Source organism: Pseudomonas sp. TSO6, assembly GCF_056098905.1.
The window spans coordinates 1-26,141 of record NZ_JBLZWV010000062.1 but is presented as its reverse complement, the minus strand read 5'-3'; the positions used below and the strand labels follow the sequence as shown (position 1 = coordinate 26,141).

At 62.1% G+C, this 26,141-nt stretch carries 23 protein-coding genes and 1 pseudogene; 3 read left to right on the top strand and 21 right to left on the bottom strand.

Features of this window, described 5'->3' with window-relative positions; genetic code table 11:
- Positions 1 to 183 precede the first annotated feature (183 nt).
- From ACN6NG_RS24260 to ACN6NG_RS24250, 3 genes are read right to left on the bottom strand one after another with little or no spacing between them, the layout of a single operon-like run.
- Positions 184 to 549, bottom strand: a complete 366-nt coding sequence (locus ACN6NG_RS24260; RefSeq protein WP_016501311.1) for a hypothetical protein — start codon at positions 547 to 549, stop codon at positions 184 to 186.
- A gap of 5 nt (positions 550 to 554) precedes the next feature.
- Positions 555 to 983, bottom strand: a complete 429-nt coding sequence (locus tag ACN6NG_RS24255; protein ID WP_016501310.1) for a DNA polymerase III subunit chi — start codon at positions 981 to 983, stop codon at positions 555 to 557.
- 50 nt (positions 984 to 1,033) lie between these two features.
- Complete coding sequence (locus ACN6NG_RS24250) at positions 1,034 to 2,527, bottom strand: leucyl aminopeptidase (protein WP_016501309.1); 1,494 nt, start codon at positions 2,525 to 2,527, stop codon at positions 1,034 to 1,036.
- 301 nt (positions 2,528 to 2,828) lie between these two features.
- Between ACN6NG_RS24250 and lptF the strand changes: the two genes are divergently transcribed.
- Both lptF and lptG read left to right on the top strand, forming a co-directional pair.
- Complete coding sequence (lptF, locus tag ACN6NG_RS24245) at positions 2,829 to 3,944, top strand: LPS export ABC transporter permease LptF (RefSeq protein WP_049276550.1); 1,116 nt, start codon at positions 2,829 to 2,831, stop codon at positions 3,942 to 3,944.
- The gene (lptG, locus tag ACN6NG_RS24240) at positions 3,937 to 4,998 is read left to right on the top strand and encodes an LPS export ABC transporter permease LptG (RefSeq protein ID WP_063426410.1); all 1,062 of its coding nucleotides are present in this window, start codon (positions 3,937 to 3,939) and stop codon (positions 4,996 to 4,998) included. Before lptF ends, lptG begins: the two co-directional genes overlap by 8 nt.
- Positions 4,999 to 5,171: 173 nt before the next feature.
- Here lptG and ACN6NG_RS24235 read toward each other — a convergent pair whose 3' ends face one another.
- The 16 genes and pseudogenes from ACN6NG_RS24235 to arcD (ACN6NG_RS24160) form a co-directional block, all read right to left on the bottom strand.
- On the bottom strand, positions 5,172 to 5,660 hold the full coding sequence (locus ACN6NG_RS24235; protein ID WP_016501306.1) for an RDD family protein: 489 nt from the start codon (positions 5,658 to 5,660) through the stop codon (positions 5,172 to 5,174).
- 94 nt (positions 5,661 to 5,754) lie between these two features.
- Entirely contained in the window at positions 5,755 to 5,967 is a 213-nt protein-coding gene (locus ACN6NG_RS24230; protein ID WP_353455787.1) for a cold-shock protein, read from the bottom strand.
- A gap of 357 nt (positions 5,968 to 6,324) precedes the next feature.
- Positions 6,325 to 7,446 (bottom strand): glycine cleavage system aminomethyltransferase GcvT, encoded by a 1,122-nt coding sequence (gene gcvT, locus ACN6NG_RS24225; RefSeq protein ID WP_353455786.1) that lies wholly within the window; start codon positions 7,444 to 7,446, stop codon positions 6,325 to 6,327.
- A gap of 27 nt (positions 7,447 to 7,473) precedes the next feature.
- On the bottom strand, positions 7,474 to 8,850 hold the full coding sequence (locus ACN6NG_RS24220; RefSeq protein ID WP_353455785.1) for an L-serine ammonia-lyase: 1,377 nt from the start codon (positions 8,848 to 8,850) through the stop codon (positions 7,474 to 7,476).
- 65 nt (positions 8,851 to 8,915) lie between these two features.
- Positions 8,916 to 11,771: an aminomethyl-transferring glycine dehydrogenase gene (gene gcvP, locus ACN6NG_RS24215; protein ID WP_353455784.1), complete on the bottom strand. Its 2,856-nt coding sequence runs from the start codon at positions 11,769 to 11,771 to the stop codon at positions 8,916 to 8,918.
- A gap of 11 nt (positions 11,772 to 11,782) precedes the next feature.
- Entirely contained in the window at positions 11,783 to 12,166 is a 384-nt protein-coding gene (gene gcvH, locus ACN6NG_RS24210) for a glycine cleavage system protein GcvH (protein ID WP_016501301.1), read from the bottom strand.
- Between the two features lie 319 nt (positions 12,167 to 12,485).
- Positions 12,486 to 12,809: pseudogene (locus tag ACN6NG_RS24205) on the bottom strand (chloride channel protein); the annotation flags it as partial.
- A gap of 106 nt (positions 12,810 to 12,915) precedes the next feature.
- Positions 12,916 to 14,277: a Na+/H+ antiporter NhaA gene (nhaA, locus tag ACN6NG_RS24200; RefSeq protein ID WP_474316631.1), complete on the bottom strand. Its 1,362-nt coding sequence runs from the start codon at positions 14,275 to 14,277 to the stop codon at positions 12,916 to 12,918.
- 105 nt (positions 14,278 to 14,382) lie between these two features.
- Positions 14,383 to 14,664 carry a hypothetical protein gene (locus ACN6NG_RS24195; RefSeq protein ID WP_155737867.1) on the bottom strand — a complete coding sequence of 94 codons (282 nt, stop codon included), beginning with the start codon at positions 14,662 to 14,664 and terminating at the stop codon, positions 14,383 to 14,385.
- Between the two features lie 97 nt (positions 14,665 to 14,761).
- Positions 14,762 to 15,961: a sodium/glutamate symporter gene (gene gltS, locus ACN6NG_RS24190; RefSeq protein WP_063426422.1), complete on the bottom strand. Its 1,200-nt coding sequence runs from the start codon at positions 15,959 to 15,961 to the stop codon at positions 14,762 to 14,764.
- A 127-nt stretch (positions 15,962 to 16,088) separates the two neighbouring features.
- Positions 16,089 to 17,597: a sigma-54-dependent transcriptional regulator gene (locus tag ACN6NG_RS24185; protein WP_353455781.1), complete on the bottom strand. Its 1,509-nt coding sequence runs from the start codon at positions 17,595 to 17,597 to the stop codon at positions 16,089 to 16,091.
- Between the two features lie 156 nt (positions 17,598 to 17,753).
- The gene (locus ACN6NG_RS24180; protein ID WP_059394656.1) at positions 17,754 to 18,122 is read right to left on the bottom strand and encodes a DUF5064 family protein; all 369 of its coding nucleotides are present in this window, start codon (positions 18,120 to 18,122) and stop codon (positions 17,754 to 17,756) included.
- A gap of 56 nt (positions 18,123 to 18,178) precedes the next feature.
- Positions 18,179 to 19,108 (bottom strand): carbamate kinase, encoded by a 930-nt coding sequence (gene arcC, locus ACN6NG_RS24175; protein WP_043196856.1) that lies wholly within the window; start codon positions 19,106 to 19,108, stop codon positions 18,179 to 18,181.
- A gap of 143 nt (positions 19,109 to 19,251) precedes the next feature.
- Positions 19,252 to 20,262: an ornithine carbamoyltransferase gene (locus tag ACN6NG_RS24170; RefSeq protein WP_016501296.1), complete on the bottom strand. Its 1,011-nt coding sequence runs from the start codon at positions 20,260 to 20,262 to the stop codon at positions 19,252 to 19,254.
- Positions 20,263 to 20,331: 69 nt separating this feature from the next.
- On the bottom strand, positions 20,332 to 21,594 hold the full coding sequence (arcA, locus tag ACN6NG_RS24165; protein WP_016501295.1) for an arginine deiminase: 1,263 nt from the start codon (positions 21,592 to 21,594) through the stop codon (positions 20,332 to 20,334).
- A 33-nt stretch (positions 21,595 to 21,627) separates the two neighbouring features.
- Positions 21,628 to 23,055: an arginine-ornithine antiporter gene (arcD, locus tag ACN6NG_RS24160; protein WP_016501294.1), complete on the bottom strand. Its 1,428-nt coding sequence runs from the start codon at positions 23,053 to 23,055 to the stop codon at positions 21,628 to 21,630.
- 436 nt (positions 23,056 to 23,491) lie between these two features.
- Between arcD (ACN6NG_RS24160) and arcD (ACN6NG_RS24155) the strand changes: the two genes are divergently transcribed.
- Complete coding sequence (gene arcD / locus ACN6NG_RS24155; protein WP_156859112.1) at positions 23,492 to 24,919, top strand: arginine-ornithine antiporter; 1,428 nt, start codon at positions 23,492 to 23,494, stop codon at positions 24,917 to 24,919.
- Here the strand turns inward: arcD (ACN6NG_RS24155) and ACN6NG_RS24150 are convergent.
- Together ACN6NG_RS24150 and ACN6NG_RS24145 are read right to left on the bottom strand one after the other, a co-directional pair.
- Positions 24,899 to 25,312 carry a YbaN family protein gene (locus ACN6NG_RS24150; protein ID WP_016501292.1) on the bottom strand — a complete coding sequence of 138 codons (414 nt, stop codon included), beginning with the start codon at positions 25,310 to 25,312 and terminating at the stop codon, positions 24,899 to 24,901. The genes arcD (ACN6NG_RS24155) and ACN6NG_RS24150 overlap by 21 nt on opposite strands.
- 54 nt (positions 25,313 to 25,366) lie before the next feature.
- Positions 25,367 to 25,960 (bottom strand): biliverdin-producing heme oxygenase, encoded by a 594-nt coding sequence (locus ACN6NG_RS24145; RefSeq protein WP_016501291.1) that lies wholly within the window; start codon positions 25,958 to 25,960, stop codon positions 25,367 to 25,369.
- Positions 25,961 to 26,141 lie beyond the last annotated feature (181 nt).

The window sequence follows — 26,141 nt, the reverse complement described above, 5'->3', positions numbered from 1 at the left end:
CCGGGAAGTATAACCAAGCTGGGGGCCGCAAGCGACAGCTAGTCCTTTGTTGCGTGGGCTGACCTCATCGCCGGCAAGCCAGCTCCCACAGGATGGGCGCTGGCTTCAGGCCTTGCGCAATACTTGTGGGAGCGGGCTTGCCGGCGATGAGGCCAGTGGCTATTTCAGAAGAGGTGGCTCCGATCACTCGGTACGCTTGATCAACCGCTCGATCCGCGCATCCAGCCGGCGCTTGATCTCGTTCTCGATATGCGGGGTGAAGTCGTTGATCACGTCCTGCATGATCATCTGCGCCGCTGCGCGCAGCTCGCTTTCCAGGTGCAGCAGGGTGTCCTGCCGGCGTGTCTGCGGGTCTTCCTCGGGCTCGACAGCGATTGGCTCGCCATCAGGCGCAGGGTTACCGGCAGGTTCTTCCAGCAGTAACGGGATCTGTTCCACCGTCTCGGTCAGCAGCGGCGGTTGCAGGTCGGCGTCGCCAAGCAGCTGGCGGATCGACTCGAGGTCATCGAGCAGATGGGCGGAGTCGGGCAAAGGGGAGGGCTTGTCCATCGTCGTCAAAGTCGCTGTAAGCGGTGGTCTTGCAGAGCATAGCCCTGTTCGCGGTAGAAACGGAATCGCTCACGGGCTGATTGGCGGATGCCAGGCTCTTCCACCACGATTTCGGCCACCCGCTCGAACTGGCCGACGAAGCCCGGCACGCCGGCCCCCAGGTTGATCAGCAGGTCGCGGTGATCGCCCGCGTTGTCAGCCAGGCCAAGGGCCACGCCGGCATCGGCATGCAGCTCGGCCAGGTCGTGGGGCACGAAGGCCTCACCCTTGAAGCGCCACAAACGCAGGTCTAGCTCGCTGCGCTGTTCTTCATCCTGGCAATGCAGATAGACCCGGTGGCCGAGGCGCCAGGCCTTTTCGCACAGTTTGCAGGCGAAATCGAGCCGCGCCGACAGCGAGTCGGTGGGCAGGATGTAAAAGTCGACTTTGCTCATGGTGGTAATCGCCGGCCGGAGGTGCGCAAGGCACCACCGGCCTCACGGCGTCAGGCGCCAGCGCGGTCCAGCAGGTACTGGGTCAGCAGGGGTACCGGGCGGCCTGTGGCGCCTTTGTCCTTGCCGCCACTGATCCATGCGGTACCGGCGATGTCCATATGCGCCCAGTTGTAGGCCTTGGCGAAGCGCGACAGGAAGCAGCCTGCGGTGATGGTGCCGGCCTTCGGCCCGCCGATGTTGCCCATGTCGGCGAACGGGCTGTCCAGCTGCTCCTGGTATTCATCGAACAGCGGCAACTGCCAGGCACGGTCGTCGGCGCGCTTGCCAGCGTCGAGCAACTGGCCAACCAGGTCGTCGTTGTTGCCCATCAGGCCGGTGGTGTGGCTGCCCAGGGCGACGATGCAGGCGCCGGTCAGGGTGGCGATGTCGATCACCGCCTGCGGCTTGAAACGCTCGGCGTAGGTCAGGGTGTCGCACAGCACCAGCCGGCCTTCGGCGTCGGTGTTGAGGATTTCGACGGTCTGGCCGCTCATGGTGGTGACGATGTCACCCGGGCGGGTGGCGCCGCCGCTCGGCATGTTCTCGGCACAGGCCAGCAGGCACACCAGGTTGACCGGCAGTTGCAGTTCGAGCACCGCACGCAGGGTGCCGAACACGCTGGCAGCACCGCACATGTCGTACTTCATTTCGTCCATGCCGGCGCCTGGCTTGAGGCTGATGCCGCCGGTATCGAAGGTGATGCCCTTGCCCACCAGCACGAACGGCTTGTCAGCCTTTTTGCCGCCCTGATAGTTGAGCACGATCAGGCGGGGTGGCTGGTCGCTGCCCTGGCCCACGGCGTAGAACGCGCCCATGCCCAGGTCCTTGATCTTCTTCTCGTCCAGCACCTCGACCTTCAGCGCCTTGTGCGCCTTGCCCAGCTCCTTGGCCTGTTCGGCGAGGAAGCTTGGGTGGCACAGGTTAGGCGGCAGGTTGCCCAGGTCGCGGGTGAAGGCCATGCCGGTGGCAATGGCGCTGGCGTGCTTGACGGCGCGCTCGACCTCGGCCTGGCCGGCCTTGTCGGCCAGCAGGGTGACTTTTTTCAGGGCGCGTGGCTCGACCTTCTGGCTCTTGAAGCGGTCGAACACGTACTCGCCGTCCAGCAGGGTTTCGGCCAGCAGGCGGTATTTGCCGTAGTGTGCATCGCGGTTGTTGACCGCGACATCGTCCAGGGCCAGCACTGCATCGGCGCCATTCAGGCCCTTGAGCACGCCGGCCACGCTGGCGACCAGTTTGCGCCAGGTGCGGTCGCCCAGGGCTTCGTCCTTGCCGCTGCCCACCAGCAGCACGCGCTCGGCTTTCAGGCCCTGCAGGTTCTGCAGCAGCAGTGTCTGGCCTGGCTTGCCAGCCAGGTCGCCGCGCTTGAGCACAGCGCTGATGGCACCTTCGCTGGCCAGGTCGACAGCCTTGGCAACAGCGCCGAGCTTGCGGTTTTCACCTACCGGAATGACCAGGGTGGCGGTTTTTACGGATGCAGCAGCTACGCTTTTTACAACCAGTTCCATGTCAGGGTCCCCGAATGATCGATACGAATGGCGCTGTGTGTTCCAGCGCTCTGGACGGGCCTGGCGGCGGAGTCGCGCGCCAGCGGAAAAGCTGCCAGTTTGAGCCTGCGGCAAGCGTGCTGACAACCCCGTTATGCGCCTTCATGCGCGGCCAAGTGACAGGCGCGGTCAATCACAGGATAATGCGCGCACTTTACATGGAGGTTCGCCTTTGGCGAACCGGCATTGGTCTTGGCTGTACTAAGTCATTGTTTGGCGCCATTGCATGGCAGTCCGCCCTGACAACCCAGGAGTGTCTGGTTTGATCGTCTTTCGTTATCTGTCCCGCGAGGTCCTGGTGACCTTGAGCGCCGTCAGCGCTGTGCTGCTGGTGATCATCATGAGCGGGCGCTTCATCAAGTATCTGGCCCAGGCGGCCCAAGGCGTGCTCGACCCGGGCGTGCTGTTCCTGATCATGGGCTTCCGGCTGCCGGGTTTCCTGCAACTGATCCTGCCTCTGGGGCTGTTCCTCGGCATTCTCCTGGCGTACGGGCGGCTCTACCTGGAAAGCGAGATGACCGTGCTGTCCGCAACCGGTATGAGCCAGCAGCGCCTGTTGGGGTTGACCATGGCGCCGGCGGCGCTGGTCGCCCTGCTGGTGGCCTGGCTGAGCCTGAGCCTTGCGCCGTTGGGCGTTGCCCAGGTGCAGCAGATCATTGCCCAGCAGGACACGCTGACCGAGTTCGACACCTTGGTGCCGGGCCGCTTCCAGACCTTGCGTGACGGTTCGCGGGTGACCTACACCGAGCAGCTATCGGACGACCGCGTCAACCTGGCCGGGGTGTTCATCTCCGAGAAGCGCTTCAACCAGGACAAGACCAAGGACCGCGCCCCATCGGTACTGGTGGCTGAAAAAGGTCACCAGGAGATCCAGGCCGACGGCAACCGCTACCTGGTGCTGGAAAACGGCTATCGCTATGACGGTAACCCGGGCCAGGCCGATTACCGCGCGATCAAGTACGACACTTATGGTGTGCTGCTGCCCAAACCGGAAGTCGCCGAGGAAGTCACCGAGCGCGAAGCCATCCCCACTTCCGAGCTGATCGGCAAGAAGGGCCTGCGGGAGCGTGCCGAGCTGCAATGGCGGCTGTCGCTGCCGATCCTGGTATTCGTCGTGACCCTGCTGGCGGTACCGCTGTCCCGGGTCAACCCCCGCCAGGGCCGCTTCCTCAAGCTGCTGCCGGCAATTCTCTTGTACATGGCCTACCTGACAATGCTGATTTCCGTACGCGGCGCCCTCGAGAAGGGCAAATTGCCGATTGGCCTGGGCATGTGGTGGGTCCACGGCCTGTTCCTGCTGATAGGCCTCGGCCTGTTGTACTGGGAACCGATGCGCCTCAAGCGCGCCGCCCGTCGTGCGGAGGTGGCCCATGGGTAAGCTGGACCGCTACATCGGCCAGAGCGTACTGCTGGCCATCCTTGCGGTGCTGGGCATCATCCTCGGCCTGGCCTCGCTGTTCGCCTTCATCGACGAGATGAGCGACCTGAGTGACACCTACACGGTGATGGAGGCTGGCAACTTCGTCATGCTCACCGCACCTCGGCGGCTGTACGACATGCTGCCGATGGCCGCCCTGATCGGCTGCCTGATCGGCCTGGGCAGCCTGGCCAGCAGCAGCGAACTGACCATCATGCGTGCGGCCGGGGTGTCCATCGGCCGCATCGTCTGGGCGGTGATGAAGCCGATGCTGGTGCTGATGCTGGTCGGCCTGCTGATTGGCGAATACGTGGCACCGGTGACCGAGAACAAGGCCCAGGCCGACCGTTCCCTGGCCCAGGGCGGTGGTGAGGCGCAAAGCTCCAAGCGCGGCATGTGGCACCGCCAGGGTGAAGAGTACGTGCACATCAACGCCGTGCAGCCCAACGGCCTGTTGCTGGGTGTGACCCGTTACCGCTTCGACAGCGAGCGCAAGATCGTTACTTCGAGCTTCGCCCGCCGCGCGCAGTACCAGAGCGACCACTGGTTGCTCGCCGACGTGCGTACCACCTACTTCCGTGGCGACCACACTGAAGTCGTCAGCGCACCGCAGGAGCGCTGGGACGTTTCGCTCACGCCAGAACTGCTCAATACGGTGATCCTGGCGCCGGAGTCGCTGTCCATTACCGGGTTGTGGGATTACATCCACTACCTGTCCGACCAGGGCCTTAACAATGCCCGTTACTGGTTGGCGTTCTGGACCAAGGTGCTGCAGCCGATGGTCACCGCGGCGCTGGTGCTGATGGCGATTTCCTTCATCTTCGGCCCGCTGCGCTCGGTAACCCTTGGCCAGCGCGTGTTCACCGGTGTGCTGGTGGGTTTCGTGTTCCGCATTGCCCAGGACCTGCTGGGGCCATCCAGCCAGGTGTTCGGCTTCCCGCCGCTGCTGGCGGTGGTGATCCCGGCGGGGATCTGTGCCTTGGCCGGTGTCTGGCTATTGCGCCGGGCAGGATAGTGGCCTGATTTGTACAAAAAAGCCGACCCCAGTGTCGGCTTTTTTGTGGCTGATGGCCCTATCGCCGGCAAGCCAGCTCCCACAGGTTCAGCACGAATGCTGAGCATTGTCGGGTACCTGTGGGAGCTGGCTTGCCGGCGATAGGGCCGGAGCAAGGCAACACAAGGCTCAAGTCATTTCTTTTGCTTCGGCACCCGCACCAGCTGGCTTTCCGAATAGATGTCATGCCAGCCACGCTTGCGCTTGTCGATCAACACCCAGAAGAACCCCAGCCCCAGGCATAGCCATGAGGCAATCGATACCACGAAGCGCAACAACGCCTGCCACAGGCTGATGGCCGAACCATCCGCATTCTGCACGCGCACGCCCCACACCTGCATGCCCAGCGTCTGCCCGCCATGGGTCCAGAACTTGGCAAAGAAGCCAAACAAGGCGAACAGCAGTACCGTCGACAACAGGGGGTCGCCATCCAGTGCGCCGGCTTCGGTCAGCTCACGCATGCGCGCTTCGCCAATGATCGCCATCTGGATCAGCTTGTAGGCACCGGCGGTCACGATGAGCAGCGCAGTACATAACAGGAAGTCATAGAACATCGCGGCCAGTCGTCGGCCCAGGCCAGCAGCGGGGAAGTCCCCCTGAGGGATAAGGTGGGGCTTGGGCATCGCTCGGCAACTCCAGGGGAAAAAGCTCATTCTATGGAATCGCAAGCAAAAAAAAGCCCCTGCGCGTCAACGCAGGGGCTCTTTTCTAGAAGTATCAGGCTTCAGCCTGGACTTCGTCAGCCTGCATGCCTTTTTGGCCTTGCACAGCAACGAAGGTCACTTTCTGGCCTTCTTTCAGGCTTTTGAAGCCGTTGCCCTGGATGGCGCGGAAGTGCACGAACAGATCCGGACCTTGTTCTGGGGTGATGAAACCGTAACCTTTTTCGTCATTGAACCACTTGACGGTACCGTTCTGACGCTCAGCCATTGTCTTATTTCCTATGAAACTTAAATTTTGATGACAGTTTCTTCTGCATTGTTTGTAAGCAAAAGACTACTGGGCTGGGTTGCAGGAAAGTAAGAGACGTCGAACGGGTTGTAGCAGATTGCGGCTACTGGCCCAGGTCACGAACTGTTGCGACCCATGCAAACACAGTGCAGTGACTCTACGACAACTCCCGAGCGAAAAACAAGCCCTTGGTCGAATGGAAAATCGGCCGCTTGCCGATAACCGACCAATTTGTCGGAAACGGCATGGCGCCTGGCCTGGCGCCATGTTCAAAAGTTATTGGGCAGGTTCGAAAACGAATATGTCGAACCTGGCCATAACCTTCACAAAGCCGTTTCAACCACGGTAGTAACGTTGCGCCACGAAAGGCATTTTGCTGACTTTCAAGGCCACCTTCTTGCCGCGCACCACGGCAAACAGTGCGGTGTCGAGTGCAGCATGTTCGCTATCGATATAACCCATTGCAACAGGTGCGCCGAGTGTCGGGCCAAAGCCGCCGCTGCACACTTTACCTACCGGCTTATCGTTTGCATCGACAATATCCGCGCCTTCACGTACTGGCGTGCGCTCCTGCGGCAACAGGCCGACACGTTTGCGCGCCACACCGTCGCGCTGGTGGGCAAAGATCGCTTCGGCGCCGGGGAAGCCTGCCGCACGTGCACCGTCGGCACGGCGCACCTTGGATATCGCCCACAGCAGGCTGGCTTCGATCGGGGTGGTCTCGGTATTCATGTCATGGCCATACAGGCACAGGCCGGCTTCCAGGCGCAGCGAGTCGCGTGCGCCCAGGCCGATAGGCTGTACTTCGGGCTCGGCCAGCAGGCGGCGGGCCAAGGCTTCGGCGGCCTGGACCGGTACCGAAATTTCGTAGCCGTCTTCGCCGGTGTAGCCTGAGCGGCTGACGAAGCAGTCTTCACCCAGCAGTTTTACCGGCCGGAACTGCATGAAGGTCATGCCGGCCACTTCCGGGGCCAGGCGCTCCAGCACCTTGACCGCTGCCGGCCCTTGCAGGGCAAGCAGGGCACGTTGTTCGAACAGCGGCTGCACCTCGCAACGGCCACCGATGTGCGTTTGCAGGTGGGCCAGGTCCTGGTCCTTGCAGGCGGCGTTGACCACCAGGAACAGAGTGTCGTCGCCCAGGTTGGCAACCATCAGGTCGTCAAGGATGCCGCCTTGTTCATTGGTGAACATGGCGTAGCGCTGCATGCCCACCGGCAGGTCGATGATATCCACCGGCACCAGGCTTTCCAGGGCCTTGGCGGCATCGGCTCCGCGCAGGATGATCTGGCCCATGTGCGAGACATCGAACAGGCCGGCCTGCTCACGGGTGTGCAGGTGTTCCTTGAGCACGCCCAGCGGGTACTGCACCGGCATGTCGTAGCCGGCAAACGGCACCATGCGCGCACCCAGTTCCAGGTGCAGGGCGTGCAGTGGGGTCTTGAGCAGTGTTTCGGACATCGGTGACTCCTTGGGTTTATTGTTGGGTCAACATTCGATGATGTTGACGGCAAGACCGCCGCGGGCGGTCTCCTTGTATTTGCTTTTCATGTCGGCGCCGGTCTGGCGCATGGTGCGGATGACCTTGTCGAGCGACACGAAGTGCTGGCCGTCGCCGCGCAAGGCCATGCGCACCGCGTTGATCGCTTTCACCGAGCCCATGGCATTGCGCTCGATGCAGGGCACCTGGACCAACCCGCCGATCGGGTCGCAGGTCAGGCCCAGGTTGTGTTCCATGCCGATTTCGGCAGCGTTTTCCACCTGCTGCACGGTGCCGCCCATCACTTCGCACAGCGCGCCGGCGGCCATGGAGCAGGCCACGCCGACTTCACCCTGGCAGCCCACTTCGGCGCCGGAGATGGAGGCGTTCTCCTTGTACAGGATGCCGATCGCCGCGGCGGTGAGCAGAAAACGCACCACCCCGTCGTCGCTGGCGCCCGGCACGAAGCGCATGTAGTAGTGCAGCACCGCCGGGACGATGCCCGCCGCGCCGTTGGTGGGCGCGGTAACCACACGCCCGCCATTGGCGTTTTCCTCGTTCACCGCCAGGGCATAAAGGTTGACCCAGTCGAGCACCGACAGCGCATCGCGCAGGCTGGCCTCCGGGTGACGGCTCAGCTGGCGATACAGGGCTGGCGCCCGCCGCTTGACCTTGAGCCCGCCCGGCAGGATGCCTTCATTCTGGCAGCCGGCTTCGACGCAATCCTGCATCACCTGCCAGATACGCAGCAGCCCGGCGCGGGTCTCCGCCTCCGGGCGCCAGGCGGCCTCGTTGGCCAGCATCACCTGGCTCACCGACAGGTTCTGCGTGGTGCAGTGGCCAAGCAGTTCCTTGGCGGTCTTGAACGGGTAGGGCAGTACGGTGCTGTCCTCGACGATACGGTCGTGGCCGGCGGCATCCTCGTCGACCACGAAACCACCGCCCACCGAGTAGTATTCGCGGCTGCGGATTTGCAGGCCGGCGTCGTCGAAGGCGCGGAAGATCATGCCGTTTGGGTGGTAGTCCAGTGGCTTGCGGATCATTGCCAGGTGCTGCTTTTCGATGAACGCAATGCGCTGTTCGCCCAGCAGGTTGATGTGGCCGCTGTCGCGGATGGCCTGCAGGCGGCCTGGTATGGAGCCGGTGTCGACGGAGTCGGGGTGTTCACCTTCAAGGCCTAGCAGTACGGCCTTGTCACTGCCGTGGCCCTTGCCGGTGGCGCCCAGGGAGCCATACAGCTCGGCCTTGACGCTGGCGGTGCGGGTGAGCAGGTCATCACGGCGCAGCCCTTCGGCGAAACGTGCGGCAGCACGCATCGGGCCGACCGTATGGGAGCTGGAGGGGCCGATGCCGATCTTGAACAGGTCGAAGACGCTCAGTGACATGGTGGTTCCTCCAGCCAGGAAAATTAGGCGGACGGTGAACCCTGTGGGAGCGGGCCGGAGCGTAATCAGGCGTCCTGATAGCTCTCGATCGACGGGCAAGCGCACACCAGGTTGCGGTCGCCGAACACGTTGTCGACCCGGCCGACCGGCGGCCAGTACTTGCTTTCCACCAGGCTTGGCAGCGGGTAGACCGCCTGCTCGCGGCTGTAGCCGTGGGCCCACTCGCCAACCAGCTCGGCCGCCGTGTGCGGGGCGTTCTTGAGCGGGTTGTCGTCCTTGTCCAGGCTACCGCTTTCGACCGCACGGATTTCTTCGCGGATCTGGATCATCGCGTCACAGAAGCGGTCCAGTTCTTCCTTGGCCTCACTTTCGGTCGGTTCGATCATCAGCGTGCCGGCCACCGGGAAGGACATGGTCGGGGCGTGGAAACCGAAGTCGATCAGGCGCTTGGCCACGTCGTCGACGCTGATGCCGCTGGTGTCTTTCAGTGGGCGCAGGTCGAGGATGCACTCGTGGGCCACCAGGCCATTGCCACCGGTATACAGAACAGGATAGTGCTCTTCCAGGCGGCGGGCGATGTAGTTGGCGTTGAGGATCGCCATCTGCGAAGCACGCTTGAGGCCGGCACCGCCCATCATGCGGATGTACATCCAGGTGATTGGCAGGATGCTGGCGCTGCCGAACGGTGCGGCGCACACCGCCCCTTGGGTGTTTTCCAGCTGCGCATGGCCAGGCAGGAACGGCGCCAGGTGCGACTTGACGCCAATCGGGCCAACGCCCGGGCCGCCGCCACCGTGGGGGATGCAGAAGGTCTTGTGCAGGTTCAGGTGAGACACGTCGCCGCCGAACTTGCCCGGGGCGCACAGGCCGACCATGGCGTTCATGTTGGCGCCGTCGATGTACACCTGGCCACCGTTGTCGTGGATGATCGCGCAGATTTCGCCGATCGCTTCCTCGAACACACCGTGGGTCGACGGGTAGGTGATCATGATCGCGGCCAGGCGCTCGCGGTGCTCGATGGCCTTGGCGCGCAGGTCCTCGACATCGACGTTGCCGCGGGCGTCACAGGCGGTGACGACTACGCGCATGCCAGCCATGTGTGCGGTGGCCGGGTTGGTGCCGTGGGCCGACGACGGGATCAGGCAGATGTCGCGGTGGCTTTCGCCACGGCTGCGGTGGTAGGCGCGGATGGCCAGCAGGCCTGCGTACTCGCCTTGGGAGCCGGCGTTGGGCTGCAGCGACACGGCGTCATAGCCGGTGGCGGCGCACAGCATGGCCTCCAGCTCGGTGGTCATCTGCAGGTAGCCCTGGCTTTGCGCGGCCGGGGCGAACGGGTGCAGGTTGCCGAACTCGGCCCAGGTGACCGGGATCATTTCACTGGCCGCGTTCAGCTTCATGGTGCACGAGCCCAGCGGGATCATGCTGCGGTCCAGCGCCAGGTCCTTGTCGGCCAGGCGGCGCAGGTAGCGCATCAGCTCGGTTTCGCTGTGGTAACGGTTGAACACCGGGTGTTCGAGGATGGCCGACTGGCGCAGCAGGGCGGCAGGCAGCAGCGAACCGGTGCTGGCAGCCAGGGCGGCGAAGTCAGGCTGGGCCTTGTCGTCACCGAACAGCTGCCACAGGGATTCAACGTCAGCCTGGCTGCTGGTTTCGTCCAGCGACAGGCCCACGTGGGCGGCGTCGACCTGGCGCAGGTTGATGCCCTGGGCGCGTGCCTTGTCATGAAGGGTTGCGGTGGCAGTGCCAGTGGCCAGGGTCAGGGTGTCGAAGGCGCTGGCGCCCACTACCTGTACGCCCAGCGTCTTCAGGCCGGCGGCCAGGATCGCGGTCAGTGCATGGGTGCGTTCGGCAATGCGCTTGAGGCCGGCCGGGCCGTGGTAGACGGCGAACATGCTGGCGATGTTGGCCAGCAGCACTTGGGCGGTGCAGATGTTGCTGGTGGCCTTTTCGCGGCGGATGTGCTGCTCGCGGGTCTGCATGGCCAGGCGCAGGGCGGTTTTGCCGAAGCGGTCGATCGATACGCCGACCAGGCGGCCCGGCATGTCGCGCTTGAACGCGTCACGGGTGGCGAAGTAGGCCGCGTGCGGGCCACCGAAGCCCAGTGGCACGCCAAAACGCTGGGCGCTGCCGATGGCCACGTCGGCGTCGAATTCGCCCGGTGGGGTCAGCAGGGTCAGGGCCAGCAGGTCGGCCGCGACGGCGACCAGCGCGTTGGCAGCGTGGAAGCGCTGTACCACTTCACGGTAGTTGAACACTTCACCGTTGCTGGCGGGGTATTGCAGCAGGGCGCCGAAGAAGGCGCTTACATCGCCCAGCTCGCGCTCGTCGCCAACCACCACCTCGATACCCAGCGGCTCGGCACGGGTGCGCAGTACGTCGAGGGTTTGCGGGTGGCAGTGCACAGAGGCGAAGAAGGCATGGCTGGCCTTGTTCTTCGACAGACGCTTGCAGAAGGTCATGGCCTCGGCCGCAGCAGTGGCTTCGTCGAGCAGGGAGGCGTTGGCGATCGGCAGGCCGGTCAGGTCGCTGATCAGGGTCTGGAAGTTCAGCAGCGCCTCCAGGCGGCCTTGGGAAATTTCTGGCTGGTACGGGGTGTAGGCGGTGTACCAGGCCGGGTTTTCCAGCAGGTTGCGCAGGATCGGCGCCGGGGTGTGGGTGTTGTAGTAGCCTTGGCCGATGTAGCTTTTGAACAGCTGGTTCTTGCCGGCGATGGCCTTGAGCGCGGCGAGCGCGTCGGCTTCGCTCTGGCCGTCGTGCGAGCCCAGTACGCTGGTGCCCTTGATGCTGTCGGGGATGACTGCGGCCGTCATGGCGTCCAGCGAGTCGAAGCCCAGGGCGGCGAGCATGGCCTGCTCGTCAGCGGCGCGCGGGCCGATGTGACGGGCAATGAATTCGTTGGCGGTGCTGAGGTTGATGGTCATGGCGGGGTTCCTCAGGCGTCGTCGTTGGCTTTGATCAGGCGGTCGTAGGCGTCCTGGTCGAGCAGGGCGGTGACTTCGCTCATGTCGGCCGGGTTGAAGCGGAAGAACCAGCCTTCCCCCATCGGGTCTTCGTTGACCAGTTCAGGGCTGCTTTCGAGCTGGCCGTTGACCTCGACCACTTCGCCGGTCAGCGGCATGTACACGCCGCTGGCGGCCTTGACCGACTCGACGGTGGACGCTTCGCTACCTTTCTCATACTGCTGCAACTCGGGCAGTTGCACGAAAACCACATCGCCAAGGGCGTTCTGGGCGTAGGCAGTGATGCCCACGGTGACGCTGCCATCGGCTTCGACGCGCAGCCATTCGTGATCTTCAGTGAAACGCAACTCGCTCATGGGGAATCCTCGGGAAGCAGGGCGTTGGGCGCGGTGGCTCCGCGCTCTTGGGTTGGGATTCTCTAAGCAAAAATACGGCCAGTTAATAAAAATCCATATAAAACAATTAGTTAGATAGTTTCTTGGATTGTCATCTGGTTTTCATGGAACGAAAACGCTACAGGTGGCAGGCCAGGAAAAACCGTTTGGGCATCAAACCCCTGTGGAGGCGCTCTCGAATGGGCGTGTATTGATTTCGTTGCACTGTAACTAAATCGATACATGCCCATTCGTACGCGGCCTGCCACTTGCATTGCAACTCGCCGACAATCACCCTGCTTCAGGCGAGACGATTGATCGTGTCGAAAAAGCCGTGATCGAAGCCATTGAACAGCGTATTGCACGCGTCCAAGGCGGCCAGTGGGGAACGGGTCACTCCGGCAAGGTAGGCGCCCATTCCAAGTAGTGCGCATGCTTGGGGATCGACATCGGGTAGCACTGACAGCAGTGGCGCGAATGCGGCGCCAATACTCAGCGAAGGCAAAAAGAGCCCGCCGGGGATGCCCGAAGGATACGAAACGACATTGGCCAGAAACTTCCAGAGAAGAAAACCCAAATCCGTGATCGGCTGAGTTTCCAGCAGGGCACGCGTTTCTTCGTAACCGGGTATGGCGTGTTTTACCGAACGGGCCTACCCGACACAGGTTGTAGGGGGCAGATATGGCGATCCACTTGCTCGGTCATGCTGGACCGCCACACCAGGAATGTTGCTAGGCGGGCGAACTTGCTCTGGTCGCAGATGCTGCTCTGCGTATGCTCCATACGCCCCAGGTCAAGCCCAGTACGGCCGCGATCAACGACGCGGACAGAACGCCAAGTTTCGCTGCTCCCAGTGAGCCAGGGTCGACGAAGGCGAGGTTGGCGATGAAGATCGACATGGTGAAGCCGATGCCGGCCAGCAGCCCAACCAGGATGATGCTACGCCAGTTGACGTCAGCGGGAAGTATGCACCAGCCCAGGCGGACCATCAGCCAACTGACACACACGATGCCCAAGGGCTTGCCAGCGACCAGTGCGACAGCCACGGCGATCATGACCCACTGGGGGGCCTCGGCGGACAGGTCTACGCCCGAAAGGCTGACGCCGGCATTGGCCAAGGCAAACACAGGCATGATGCCGAAAGCTACCCAAGGGTGCAGGGCGCCTTGCATGCGTACCACCGGCGGCACCAGTTCGCGCTGCGCCAGACGCAGTCGTTTCAAAGGGTCGATGAGGTCGCTGGCATCTTGCTCGGGGGCTTTGGCCCGCCCCAGCAATTCTCCGGTGAAACGGGTAATTGCATCCAGTGGCCGCTCACGCATCGGCATGGCGGTCACCGGTGTCATCAGGCCCAGCACAACGCCTGCGAGGGTGGGGTGGGCTCCGGTCAACAAGATGCCCAGCCAGACCAGAGCGCCAGGAACGATATAGGCGTAGGCCGTACCCACACCGATCTTCTGCAGCCCGATCACCATTAGCAGGCCGATCACGGCAACGCCGAAACCGCTGTAATCAAGGCCGCCTGAATAGAAGAATGCGATGATCAGGACTGCGATGATGTCATCGATGATTGCCAGGGCGAGCAGAAACACCCGTACGTTGGACGGGATGGATTTGCCGAGCAGCGCCAATACGCCGACCGCAAATGCGATATCCGTGGCGGTTGGAACTGCCCAGCCTTGTTGTTCTGCCGACGCGTGGCCAAAACTCAGGTAGAGAAGTGCGGGCACCGCTACCCCGCCGACGGCGGCTGCCATGGGCAGGGTAGCCTGGCGCAGGCTGGACAGGGCGCCCTCGTGGATCTCCCGGCGGATTTCCATGCCAACGACCAGGAAGAAGATGGTCATCAGGCCGTCATTGATCCAGAAATGCAGAGATTGCGAATAGACCAGCGAACCCACGCCGATCGTCAAAGGGGTATGCCAGAGGGCTTCATAACTGTCGGCAGACGGGGAGTTCGCCCAGATCAGGGCGGCGACGGCGGCAATCAGTAGAACAACGCCGCTGACCGCTTCAATGTGTACAAAGCGTTCAAGGTTGGCGAAGGCACGCTCGGCCAGCTTCTGGGCGCGAGGCATTTCTTTTTTTTGCATAGGCGCAGGTACTCCCGCATGGCGGCCCGACCTGCGCTGTTTTTTAACCTGCCTCACTGCACTGTGCAGTTGGCACCCGTCCGGTAGTCTACCGAACAACCGTTCTCAGGTGAACCAAGCGGGTTGCGTAATCAAGCGCTGCCAGGCCCCGCCACACCCGCCAAACGGCCGGTGGCTGGCAGCGTCGCCTGCGCAATATCGCCATGATGCCGCCAGGATTACGACATCATGGGGTAGAGCCGCGACGATGTTATTGGCGATTTTCTCGATCAGTCCGCCTAGAACCGCCAGAACGCAGGAGAGACCAGAACCAGTATGGTGAGGATTTGAAAAGCCGCCGGTTGGAATCAGCGACATCGAATGGTTGATAGCCTCGAACGGGGTCATGCCGACAGCCCACAATGCCAATGCACCCAGCGTTGTGAGGCCCCGGTAGACCCGGTCATGCCCAGTAGTGGCTACATGGACGGTTGGATGTTTTAACTCACGCTAAAAAGGGTAATGCCAGGTACAGCTTGATCACGATGACATTGATGATATCGATGAAGAACGCCCCTACCATCGGCACTACCAGGAAGGCGATGTGCGAGGCGCCGTAGCGCTGGGTCACTGCCTGCATGTTGGCGATGGCCGTCGGCGTTGCCCCCAGGCCGAAGCCGCAGTGCCCGGCAGCCAGTACTGCCGCATCGTAGTTGCGGCCCATCACCCTGAACGTCACGAAGATCGCGAACAGTGCCATGACCAGTGTTTGCGTGGCCAGCAATATAAAGAAGGGTAAGGCCAGTGCGGCCAGGTCCCACAACTTCAGCGACATCAAGGCAATGGCCAGGAACAGGGACAAACTGACATTGCCCAAGACCGAAACTTCCCGCTCGAATACACGGTAGAAACCGAATGCGGAAAGACCGTTGCGCAACAGCACGCCGACGAACAATACGCACACGAAGGTCGGTAATTCAAATGCAGTGCTTTTCAATAAACCGTGAAGGAGGGTGCCCGCCAGCAAGCTGACGGCAATCAGGGCCAAGGTTTCGATGAATGAAGATGATGTAATCAGGCGCTCTTTATTCGGCTGCTCAAAGCCTTTTGGTAGTTGGGGGGCTTCTTCATCGCTGCCGTGCGTCTTTACCCGCTTGATCAGCAGCCTGGCAACCGGGCCGCCAATCAGGCCGCCCAATACCAGGCCGAAAGTGGCAGAGGCCATCGCCAGTTCGGAGGCCGAAGGCAGGCCAAATTTTTCAGTGAACGTCGCGCCCCAGGCGGCGCCTGTGCCGTGGCCACCGGAGAGGCTGATCGAACCCGCCAGCAGGCCCATCAACGGGTCGAGCCCCAAGGCCGTTGCCAGGCCGATGCCCATGGCGTTCTGCACCAGGAGCAAGCCAGTCACCACCAGCAGGAACACGGCGACCACGCGCCCGCCTTTCTTCAGGCTGGCGAAGTCTGCACTCAAACCGATGGTGGCGAAGAACGCCAGCATCAACGGGGTTTGCAATGAGGTATCAAACTGGACCTGTATATCGAAGCTGCGTAATGCCAAGAGTGCCAAGGCAACGACCAATCCGCCTGCAACAGGTTCGGGGATATTGTAAACGCGCAGGAAACCAATACGCGCGACCAGCCCGCGCCCCAGTAGCAGTACTAAAGAGGCGGCTACAAGTGTCCCGTAAAAATCGAGTTCAAACATCAAGGTACTCTTCGTTCAAGGTGACATGCGAAATTACGATGTCACCATTCTACGGCGAGCACTCCAGTCAATTGCGGCTACGCGGCTAGGAAAAGTCTGAATGAGCTGTCGGTTTTGACGACACGCTTCAAAGTTTCCCGGGTATTCCATATTTACGCAGTCGCTGGGCAATAGCGGTATGCGAAGTTTGCAAGCGCCCGGCCAGCTGCCGCGTCGACGGGTAACTGGCATACAGGCGCTGTAACAGCTCCCGCTCGAAATCACCCACGGCCTGTTCCAGGCTGGCCACTTCGCCGTCCTGCCCGCGGGCCACCGAGGTGCCGGCAATGTCCAGGTCGCCGATATCCACCAGGTTGCCCTCGCAGATGGCCGCAGCGCGGAAAATCACGTTCTGTAGCTGGCGCACGTTGCCCGGCCAAGGGTTGGCCAGCAGTGCAGAGTGGGTGGCGGGGGTCAGCCGGCAGGCTTGGCGCTGGATCTGCGTGCAGGCTTGCTGCATGAAGAAGTGCGCCAGCATCAGGATGTCCTGGCCCCTGTCGCGCAGGGGCGGTACCTGCAGGTTGAGCACGTTGAGGCGGTAGAACAGGTCTTCGCGGAAGCTGCCTTCGGCGACCATGCGCTCCAGGTCGCGGTGGGTGGCGCTGATGATGCGCACGTCCACCTTCACTTCGCGGTCACCGCCCACCCGACGGAAGCTGCCATCGCTTAGAAAACGCAGCAGCTTGGCCTGCAAATACGGTGACATTTCGCCAATTTCATCAAGGAACACCGTGCCCTGGTTGGCCAGCTCCATCAGCCCGGGCTTGCCACCGCGTTGCGCGCCGGTGAAGGCGCCAGGGGCGTAACCGAACAACTCGCTCTCGGCCAGGCTTTCGGGCAGTGCGGCACAGTTCAGGGCCAGGAACGGTGCCGCATGGCGGCTGCTGATGGCATGGCAGGCGCGGGCTACCAGCTCTTTGCCAGTGCCGGTTTCGCCATGCACCAGCAGCGGTGCATCGAGCGCCGCCACGCGCAGGGCGCGGGCCTTGAGCGTGCGGATGGCGGGCGACTCGCCGAGCAGGGCATCGAAGCCTTCGGCATGGTCGTGGTGCAGCGCCGACAGGCGTTCGCCCATGCGGGTTGGGGGGTACAGCGTCAGCAGGCCACCGGCGTTGGTGATCGGCATGGCGTCCAGCAGCAGGCTCTGGCCGTTGAGCTGCATCTCGCGCATGGGCAGGTGGAAGTTGTTGTCCAAAAGCGCCTGCAGCAGCGCGGGGTCGCCGAACAGTTCACCCACCGAGCGCCCGGCGGATTCGCGGCCGCACAAGGCGATCAGCGCCGGGTTGGCCAGCAGCACCAGGCCTGCGCTGTCCACTGCCAGCACTGGGTCGCTCATCGCTGCCAGCAGGGCATCGAGCTGCAGGTGACGACGCTGGCCGGGGAGGATGTCGACCACGTCTACCGATTGCACGCCTTGCACCTCGAACAGTGCATCATGCAGTTCTTCGAGCACGGCGGGGCTGAGGGTGGGGGCGTCGATGTAGACGTTCGGCGGGACCATCTCCACGGCGTCCAGGTTGAGGTGGCGGGCACCGAGCAGGGCGAGGACTTCCTGGGTGATGCCGACGCGGTCGATGAAGCTGACGTGGATGCGCATGAGGAGGCGAAAGGTGATGGCCGGGGAGGGCGGTAGTATGCCTTAACATCGCCGGGGCCGCTGTGCGGCCCTATCGCGACACAAAGTTTACGCATTCTCCTGTAGGAGCGGCCTTGTGCCGCGAATGGGCTGCAAAGCAGCCCCGAGATCTTGAATTCACTCGAGATGTTCAGGCTTGATCGGGTCGCCCGATTTGACATCGAGCTTTTCGCGAATGTCCGCAAACATATAGTCGTAGAGTTTGTGCGGCGAACTCAGGTTCTCGAATTTCTTCGGCGGCGCCAGATACGACTGCGCCTTGCGAGTCAGCAGCATGAGAAAGCTTGGCAGCACCTGGTCCTTGGCGAGGAAGAACTTTTCTTCCACAGGCTTGCCTTCGATGCTGCCATGCATGCGGAACTGAATGCCTCTGCCTTCCTTGGGGTCCGACGCTGCTTCGTACTCGATGTTCAGGTCATAGCTGTGGTCGGTATTGTTCAGCGCAGTGCGCTCGATGTGTACATGACCGGGGTGGTACTGGGCCATGGCTAGCTCCTTTGGAAGGTCGAAAACGGCGGGCACCTGGCGCCCGCCAACTGCATTCAACGGTAGCTGATCCCAGGCTTCGCGGTGGAAACCCGTGTGCCGGCAGTACCTTTGACAATGTCTTCAATGTTTTCCAGCGAACTGATTACCGCCACCTTGCCGGTGTTGCGGGCAAAGTCACTGGCCGCTTGCACCTTCGGCCCCATGGAGCCTGCGGCGAAGCCAAGGCGCTCGAGTTCGTCCGGATGAGCCTGGGCAATGGCCTTCTGCGTCGGCTTGCCCCAGTCAATGTAGGCTGCATCGACGTCAGTGGCGATAATCAGAAGGTCGGCTTCCAGTTGCTCGGCCAGCAGTGCCGAGCACAGGTCCTTGTCGATCACCGCTTCGATACCTTTGAGCTTGCGGTTTTCATCGTACATGGTGGGGATGCCGCCACCGCCTGCGCAAATCACGATGCTGTTCTTTTCCAACAGCCACTTGATCGGGCGGATTTCGAAGATGCGCTTGGGTTTCGGGCTGGCCACCACACGGCGGTACTTGTCGCCATCGGCCTTGACCACCCAGCCTTTCTCTTTGGCCAGGCGCTCGGCCTCTTCCTTGCTGTAGACCGGGCCGATGAACTTGGTCGGGTCCTTGAAGGCGGGGTCGTTGGCGTCCACTTCCACCTGGGTCAGCAGGGTGGCGAACGGCACCTCGAAGGCCAGCAGGTTGCCCAGTTCCTGTTCGATCATGTAGCCGATCATGCCTTCGGTTTCGGCACCCAGCACGTCCAGTGGGTAAGCCTCGTCAGGCTTGTAGGACAGTGCCTGAAGCGACAGCAGCCCGACTTGCGGACCGTTGCCGTGGGCGATGACCAGTTCGTTGCCAGGGTGAATCTTGGCGATCTGTTCGGTGGCGGTGCGGATATTGGCGCGCTGGTTGTCAGCGGTCATGGGCTCGCCGCGACGCAGCAGGGCGTTGCCGCCCAATGCAACAACGATACGCATGGGGAATGTCCTTTACGCAGATGGGGTGAGCACCTCGATCCTTTGTGGGAGCTGGCTTGCCGGCGATCACCGGCGAAGCCGGTGCCATGCACCGGGTTGCCTGCATCGCCGGCAAGCCAGCTCCCACAGGAGCGGGGTGGTTGTCAGAGGTCAGCCAGGGTCGACACCAGGATCGCTTTGATGGTGTGCATGCGGTTTTCCGCCTGCTCGAAGGCGATGCAGGCCGGCGACTCGAACACGTCGTCAGTCACTTCGATGCCGTTGGCCAGGTCCGGGTATTGTTCGGCGATCTGCTTGCCTACCTTGGTGTCGGAGTTATGGAACGCCGGCAGGCAGTGCATGAACTTGGTCCGTGGGTTGCCAGTGGACTTCATCAGCTCGGCATTCACCTGGTAAGGCTTGAGCTGCTTGATGCGCTCACCCCAGGCTTCGATCGGCTCGCCCATCGATACCCATACGTCGGTATGCACAAAGTCCACACCCTTGACCGCCGCTTTCGGGTCTTCGGTGAGGGTGATGCGGGCGCCGCTTTCCTCAGCGTACTTCTTGCAGCGCTCGACCAGGTCGTCATGCGGCCAAAGTGCCTTTGGCGCGGCGATGCGCACATCCATGCCGAGCTTGGCGCCAATCAGCAGCAGCGAGTTGCCCATGTTGTTGCGGGCGTCGCCCAGGTAGGCGTAGCTGATGTCGTGCAGCGGCTTGTCGCTGTTCTCGCGCATGGTGAGCACGTCAGCGATCATCTGGGTGGGGTGGTACTCATCGGTCAGGCCGTTGAACACCGGTACGCCGGCAAACTTGGCCAGCTCTTCGACGATTTCCTGCTTGAAGCCACGGTACTCGATGGCGTCGTACATGCGCCCGAGCACGCGGGCGGTGTCCTTCATGCTCTCTTTGTGGCCGATCTGCGAAGAGTTGGGGTCGATGTAGGTAACGTTCGCGCCCTGGTCGTAAGCCGCCACTTCGAAGGCGCAGCGGGTACGGGTGGAGGTTTTTTCGAAGATCAGCGCGATATTGTTGCCCTTCAGGTGCTGCTGCTCGGTGCCAGTGTACTTGGCACGCTTGAGGTCGCGGGACAGGTCCAGCAGGTAGCGCAGCTCGCGGTTGGTGTGGTGTTCCAGGCTGAGCAGGTTGCGGTTGTGAATGTTGAACGCCATGATTGCTTCTCCTTGAGTTCGGTAGTGTCCCGGCCGGCACTTTGTGGGCGCGGCCGGGTGCAATGGTCGTTAGTAGTCGATCGGGTCACGCACAATCGGGCAGGTCATGCAGTGGCCGCCGCCCCGGCCCCGGCCCAGTTCGCCGGCGCTGATGGTGATGACCTCGATGCCGGCCTTGCGCAGCAGGGTGTTGGTGTAGGTGTTGCGGTCATAGCCGATGACCACGCCCGGCTCGATGGCCACCACGTTGTTGCCGTCATCCCACTGCTCGCGCTCGGCGGCAAAGCTGTTGCCGCCGGTCTCGACCACGCGCAGCTTGTCTTTCTTGCCCAGCAACTGCTCGGATACCACCTCGAGGAACGAGGCATCCTGGGGCGCGATGTTCATGCCATAGGGCTTGCTGGAGTCTGGGGTGATGATGAATGGCTTGATCTCTTTCACCACCTCCGGGAATACCGTTACCAAGTCGCGGTCGCAGAAGCTGAACACGGTGTCCAGGTGCATCGCCGCGCGGGACTTCGGCAGCCCGGCGACGATGATTTTCTCGGCCGCGCCTTTCTCGAACAGGTTCTGAGCGAGTTGGCCGATGGCATGGCGCGAGGTGCGCTCACCCATGCCGATCAGCACGATGCCCTTGCCGACCGGCATCACGTCGCCGCCCTCGAGGGTGGCGTTGCCGTGATCCTTGTCCGGGTCGCCATACCAGACCTGGAAGTCAGCACCGGTGAATTCCTTGTGGAACTTGTAAATGGCTGTGGTCAGCAGGGTTTCCTGGCGTCGCGCAGGCCAGTACATCGGGTTGAGCGTCACGCCACCGTAGATCCAGCAGGTGGTGTCGCGGGTGAACTGGGTGTTAGGCAGTGGTGGCAGAATGAAGCTGGAGTGGCCGAGGTACTTGTTGTACATCTTGATCACTTCGGCGCCTTCGCTGACTGGAAGGTCCTGGCCTGCCACGCCGCCAATCAGAAACTCTGCCAGGTGGCGTGGTTCCAGCCCTTCGAGCCAGCTACGCACCTCGTTGGTCAGGCCGACACCCACGGTGTCAGAGGTAATCTTGCGGTCAAGGATCCACTTGAGGGCTTCGGGTTGCTGCACGATGTCGGTCAGCAGGTTGTGCATTTCCAGCACATCCACGCCGCGCTCGCGCATTTTGGTGACGAAGTCGAAATGGTCACGCTTGGCCTGGTCGACCCAGATCACATCGTCGAACAGCAGCTCGTCACAGTTGCTCGGCGTCAGGCGCTTGTGCGCCAGGCCCGGCGAGCAAACCATCACTTTGCGCAGTTTGCCGGCTTCGGAGTGGACACCGTACTTCTGTTTTTCAGCGGACATGGTTTCATTCCTCCAATTGAACGAAGACGTGGGTCAAAGGGTCAGGAAGCCGTCGTACAGGCCATAAGCTGCCACCAAGGCGCCAATGACCACGGCTGCGAAGATCAGTTTTTCCACGTTGGTGAAGATAGGTTGGCCAACTTCACGCTTGGCTTTGGCGAACAAAATCGCCCCAGGTGCGTAGAGCAGGGCCGAGAGCAGCAGGTATTTCACGCCGCCGGCGTACAGCAGCCAGATGGCGTACAGCAGGGCGATGCCGCCGATGATCAGGTCTTTCTTGCGTTCGGCCAGGGCCTGCTCGTAGGTTTCGCTGCGCAGTGCCAGCAGGAACGCATAGGCTGCCGACCACAGGTAGGGCACCAGGATCATCGAGGTGGCGAGGTAGATCAGCGACAGGTAGGTGCTGTTGGAGAACAGCGTGATCACCAGGAAGATCTGCACCATGGCGTTGGTAAGCCACAGGGCGTTGGCCGGTACCTGGTTGGCATTTTCGCGGCGCAGGAACTCCGGCATGGTGTGGTCTTTGGCGGCAGCGAACATGATCTCGGCGCACAGCAGTACCCACGAAAGCAAGGCCCCCAACAGCGAGATGATCAGGCCGACGCTGATCAGCACCGCGCCCCAGTGGCCGACCACATGCTCCAGTACGGCTGCCATCGACGGGTTCTGCAGCTTGGCCAGTTCCGGTTGGGTCATGATGCCCAGCGACAGTACGTTGACCAGCACCAGGAACAGCAGCACGGTGACAAAGCCGATGACCGTGGCCTTGCCCACGTCAGAGCGCTTTTCCGCCCGGGACGAGAAGATGCTCGCGCCCTCGATGCCGATGAACACCCACACGGTGACCAGCATCATGTTGCGCACCTGGTTCATCACGCTGCCCAGCTCCGGTGTACCCAGGGCCCAGATGTCGGCGGTGAAGATGTCGAGCCTGAAGGCAAACAGGCAGATCAGCGCGAACAGCACCAGCGGCACCACCTTGGCCACGGTGGTGACCAGGTTGATGAACGCTGCTTCCTTGATGCCACGCAGCACCAGGAAGTGCACTGCCCACAACAGGATCGACGCGCCAATGATGGCGGCCGGCGTGTTGCCTTCACCGAAGATCGGGAAGAAGTAGCCCAAGGTGCTGAACAACAGCACGAAGTAGCCGACGTTGCCAAGCCAGGCGCTGATCCAGTAGCCCCAGGCCGAAGAGAAGCCCATGTAGTCGCCGAAACCGGCCTTGGCGTAGGCATACACCCCGCCATCCAGGTCAGGCTTGCGGTTGGCCAGGGTCTGGAACACGAACGCCAGGGTCAGCATGCCGACCGCGGTGATGCCCCAGCCGATCAGCACAGCGCCAACCCCTGCACTGGCGGCCATGTTTTGCGGCAGCGAGAAGATCCCGCCGCCAATCATCGAACCGACGACAAGTGCAACTAACGCGCCGAGCTTTAGTTTTCCGGATGAATCAGACATTTAACAACTCCTGCCAGGAGAAAGTTGACGTCAGCATAAATCCGACGCCGTTGCCGTAAGCTGACTTGTGTCAGTTTAAGGCGACGTGAAGGTGGGAAATTTCCTTCACGGGTGCTCCTGGAGAGTGCCGACAGCTTAAGCTGCAAGCCTTGCGCGCTGGCACCTCCATGTCTTTCTAGAGCAAACGCTCTGTTCAGCCTGCGATGCTTGAAGCTAGCCGTTTTTGACGCTTTCGCAAATTTTTCACAATAATTTTGAGTTTTATCGGGAACTGTTCTAGTTGCTATCCAGCTGCTAGCTTTTAACGAAGGGTGCATAGACAAGGCAGTTATGAGTGCTATAGCTTGAGTGGCGGGTTTTCTTATAAGTAACCACATGTATATGGCCCGCAGGGCTGTTTCAAAGGCATGACAGCGCGAAAAAAAATGGGGGATGCATGAGCGAACCGGGACAGAAGTTGCGCCTGGGCGCGCTGATCGCACTGGTGGTCGGCTCGATGATTGGCGGCGGGATCTTCTCGCTGCCGCAGAACATGGCGGCGCGTGCCGATGTCGGGGCGGTGCTGATCGGTTGGGGCATCACAGCCGTCGGCATGCTGGCCCTGGCCTTCGTGTTCCAGACCCTGGCCAACCGCAAGCCGGAACTGGACTCGGGGGTGTACGCCTATGCCAAGGCGGGTTTCGGCGACTACATGGGCTTCTCTTCGGCCTGGGGCTACTGGATCAGCGCCTGGCTGGGCAATGTCGGCTATTTCGTACTGCTGTTCAGCACCTTGGGCTTTTACTTTCCGGTTTTCGGCGAAGGCAACACGCCGATCGCCATCGGCTGTGCCTCGTTGCTGCTGTGGTCAGTCCACTTTCTGGTGCTGCGCGGCATCAAGGAAGCCGCTTTCATCAACCAGGTGACCACCGTGGCCAAGGTGGTGCCGTTGCTGATGTTCGTGGTGATTGCGGCGTTCGCCTTTCGTGCCGATATCTTCACCCGTGACATCTGGGGCTTGAGCAACCCGCAATTCGGCAGCGTGCTGGAGCAGGTGCGCAACATGATGCTGGTGACCGTGTTCGTGTTCATCGGCATCGAGGGCGCCAGCGTGTACTCCGGGCGCGCCGAGCGTCGTTCGGATGTGGGCAAGGCTACCGTCATCGGTTTTCTGGGTGTGCTGGCGCTGCTGGTGCTGGTCAACGTGCTTTCGCTAGGGGTGATGACCCAGCCGGAACTGGCCGGTTTGCAGAACCCGTCGCTGGCGTCGGTGCTGGAGCATATCGTCGGCCCTTGGGGGGCGTTGCTGATCAGCCTCGGCCTGGCGGTTTCGCTGCTGGGCGCGTTGCTGTCGTGGGCGTTGCTGTGTGCCGAGATCCTGTTCGCCACGGCGCGGGACAAGACCATGCCGCGCTTTCTGGCCAAGGAAAACGCCAACCATGTGCCTGCCAACGCCCTGTGGCTGACCAACTGCATGATCCAGGGCTTCTTGCTGATTACGCTGTTCTCGGCCGGTACCTACACCAGCCTCATCTACCTGGCTTCGTCGATGATCCTGGTGCCTTACCTGTGGTCGGCGGCGTATGCCGTGCTGCTGGCGGTGCGTGCAGAAACCTATGCAGGGCAAACGGGGTTGCGGCGCAAGGACTTGCTGGTGGCGCTGGTTGCCTTGCTGTATGCCGTGTGGCTGTTGTATGCCGGCGGGCTCAAGTACCTGCTGCTGTCGGCGCTGCTGTATGCCCCCGGCGTAATTCTGTTTGCCAGGGCCAAGCATGAGCAGGGCCAGGCGTTGTTCACCACCTGGGAAAAGCTGATTTTCGCCGCTGTGCTGGCGGGCGCTGCACTGGCGGCCTACGCCCTGTATTCAGGGCTGTTGAGCTTGTGACGGGGCAGGGCAGGCGTGCTCCGGGCGTGACCAGATCCACAGGTTGCCCAGGGTCATGCCGGCGATTGCCAGGAACACCGGCCAGTGGTGCTCCAGAAACGTCAGCATCAGGCCCGCGCACAGCAGCATGCTGATGGTAGCGCTTACCTTGGCCCGGCGCTGGATCACCTTGCCGTTGCGCCAGTTGTAGAGAATCGGCCCGAACAGCCGGTGGTTCTCCAGCCAGGCAGACAGGCGCGGCGAGCTGCGGGTCGCCGCCCAGGCGGCCAGCAGGATGAATTCGGTGGTCGGCAAACCGGGTATGACGATTGCGACCAAGCCCACCCCAAGGCTCACGTAAGCCAGGATTCCATACAACAGGCGGGCGATCTTCGAGCGGGCAGGTCGGGTCATGGTCTCACTGCAAAAAGCGGTTCGGCCACCGGTAGGGTGGCCGGTTACGGCGTATCAGACCAGCGCGGCATCCGCAGCATAGGCATGTTTGAGCAGTTCGGTGAAACGCTCGAAGGCGGCAACTGCACCGCGTTCGGCAGCGGCTTCCTCTTCAGCCGACAGCTCAAGGCCATCGAGGATGCGGGTGAACTGCTTCCAGCCTTCGGCACGGCCACCGGCTGGCTCGCCCAGGTGGCGGGCACCGAAGGTGTCGGACAGCTCCAGGGCCACTGCACGCTTGATCAGAAACGCAGCGCCCAGTTTGGAGCCTTCAGAGACGAAGATCCAGCCCATTGCCTCGCCCAGGCTCGGCTTGCCCACGGCGCCGGGCACGGCGGCTGGCACTTCGGTGTCGAGGTCGGCGAGGTCCAGGCGGGCCTGGTCGGCACGGCAGCGCTCGGCCAGGTCGGGGACTATGGCGTTCAGCTGCGGATCGTTGTACAGGGCTTGCAGCTCGGACTGGAACAGGTACTGGGCAACGACGAAGCGGGCGAAGCTTTCGCGGCTGTCGAAGGGCGCGTGGGATTTGACCAGGGCATCCAGCTCGGCGTGCGGGGCGTGGGTGATCTGGTTCAGGCGCTGGGAGCGCAGGGCTGGGCGTTCGGTCATGGGGCAGTCCTTGGAAAGAGGGGCGTCTAGATACAAGACGAAACAGCGGCGGCGGGACAGTAAAAAAAACGGGTTTTACATCGTTCCTGCAGGCCGCAGAGTTTTTTTGTGGGAGCGGCCTTGTGTCGCGAATGGGCCGCGCAGCGGCCCCAGATTTTCTGTGCTGATGCAAAGATTACTG

What these genes read in the sequence shown, in the direction of transcription:
- ACN6NG_RS24260 (WP_016501311.1), bottom strand. Translation starts at nt 549, where the DNA reads ATGGACAAGCCCTCCCCTTTGCCCGACTCCGCCCATCTGCTCGATGAC.
- ACN6NG_RS24255 (WP_016501310.1), bottom strand. Translation starts at nt 983, where the DNA reads ATGAGCAAAGTCGACTTTTACATCCTGCCCACCGACTCGCTGTCGGCG.
- ACN6NG_RS24250 (WP_016501309.1), bottom strand. Translation starts at nt 2,527, where the DNA reads ATGGAACTGGTTGTAAAAAGCGTAGCTGCTGCATCCGTAAAAACCGCC.
- lptG (WP_063426410.1), top strand. Translation starts at nt 3,937, where the DNA reads ATGGGTAAGCTGGACCGCTACATCGGCCAGAGCGTACTGCTGGCCATC.
- ACN6NG_RS24235 (WP_016501306.1), bottom strand. Translation starts at nt 5,660, where the DNA reads ATGCCCAAGCCCCACCTTATCCCTCAGGGGGACTTCCCCGCTGCTGGC.
- ACN6NG_RS24230 (WP_353455787.1), bottom strand. Translation starts at nt 5,967, where the DNA reads ATGGCTGAGCGTCAGAACGGTACCGTCAAGTGGTTCAATGACGAAAAA.
- gcvT (WP_353455786.1), bottom strand. Translation starts at nt 7,446, where the DNA reads ATGTCCGAAACACTGCTCAAGACCCCACTGCACGCCCTGCACCTGGAA.
- ACN6NG_RS24220 (WP_353455785.1), bottom strand. Translation starts at nt 8,850, where the DNA reads ATGTCACTGAGCGTCTTCGACCTGTTCAAGATCGGCATCGGCCCCTCC.
- gcvP (WP_353455784.1), bottom strand. Translation starts at nt 11,771, where the DNA reads ATGACCATCAACCTCAGCACCGCCAACGAATTCATTGCCCGTCACATC.
- gcvH (WP_016501301.1), bottom strand. Translation starts at nt 12,166, where the DNA reads ATGAGCGAGTTGCGTTTCACTGAAGATCACGAATGGCTGCGCGTCGAA.
- nhaA (WP_474316631.1), bottom strand. Translation starts at nt 14,277, where the DNA reads ATGCAAAAAAAAGAAATGCCTCGCGCCCAGAAGCTGGCCGAGCGTGCC.
- ACN6NG_RS24195 (WP_155737867.1), bottom strand. Translation starts at nt 14,664, where the DNA reads ATGACCCCGTTCGAGGCTATCAACCATTCGATGTCGCTGATTCCAACC.
- gltS (WP_063426422.1), bottom strand. Translation starts at nt 15,961, where the DNA reads ATGTTTGAACTCGATTTTTACGGGACACTTGTAGCCGCCTCTTTAGTA.
- ACN6NG_RS24185 (WP_353455781.1), bottom strand. Translation starts at nt 17,597, where the DNA reads ATGCGCATCCACGTCAGCTTCATCGACCGCGTCGGCATCACCCAGGAA.
- ACN6NG_RS24180 (WP_059394656.1), bottom strand. Translation starts at nt 18,122, where the DNA reads ATGGCCCAGTACCACCCCGGTCATGTACACATCGAGCGCACTGCGCTG.
- arcC (WP_043196856.1), bottom strand. Translation starts at nt 19,108, where the DNA reads ATGCGTATCGTTGTTGCATTGGGCGGCAACGCCCTGCTGCGTCGCGGC.
- ACN6NG_RS24170 (WP_016501296.1), bottom strand. Translation starts at nt 20,262, where the DNA reads ATGGCGTTCAACATTCACAACCGCAACCTGCTCAGCCTGGAACACCAC.
- arcA (WP_016501295.1), bottom strand. Translation starts at nt 21,594, where the DNA reads ATGTCCGCTGAAAAACAGAAGTACGGTGTCCACTCCGAAGCCGGCAAA.
- arcD (WP_016501294.1), bottom strand. Translation starts at nt 23,055, where the DNA reads ATGTCTGATTCATCCGGAAAACTAAAGCTCGGCGCGTTAGTTGCACTT.
- arcD (WP_156859112.1), top strand. Translation starts at nt 23,492, where the DNA reads ATGAGCGAACCGGGACAGAAGTTGCGCCTGGGCGCGCTGATCGCACTG.
- ACN6NG_RS24150 (WP_016501292.1), bottom strand. Translation starts at nt 25,312, where the DNA reads ATGACCCGACCTGCCCGCTCGAAGATCGCCCGCCTGTTGTATGGAATC.
- ACN6NG_RS24145 (WP_016501291.1), bottom strand. Translation starts at nt 25,960, where the DNA reads ATGACCGAACGCCCAGCCCTGCGCTCCCAGCGCCTGAACCAGATCACC.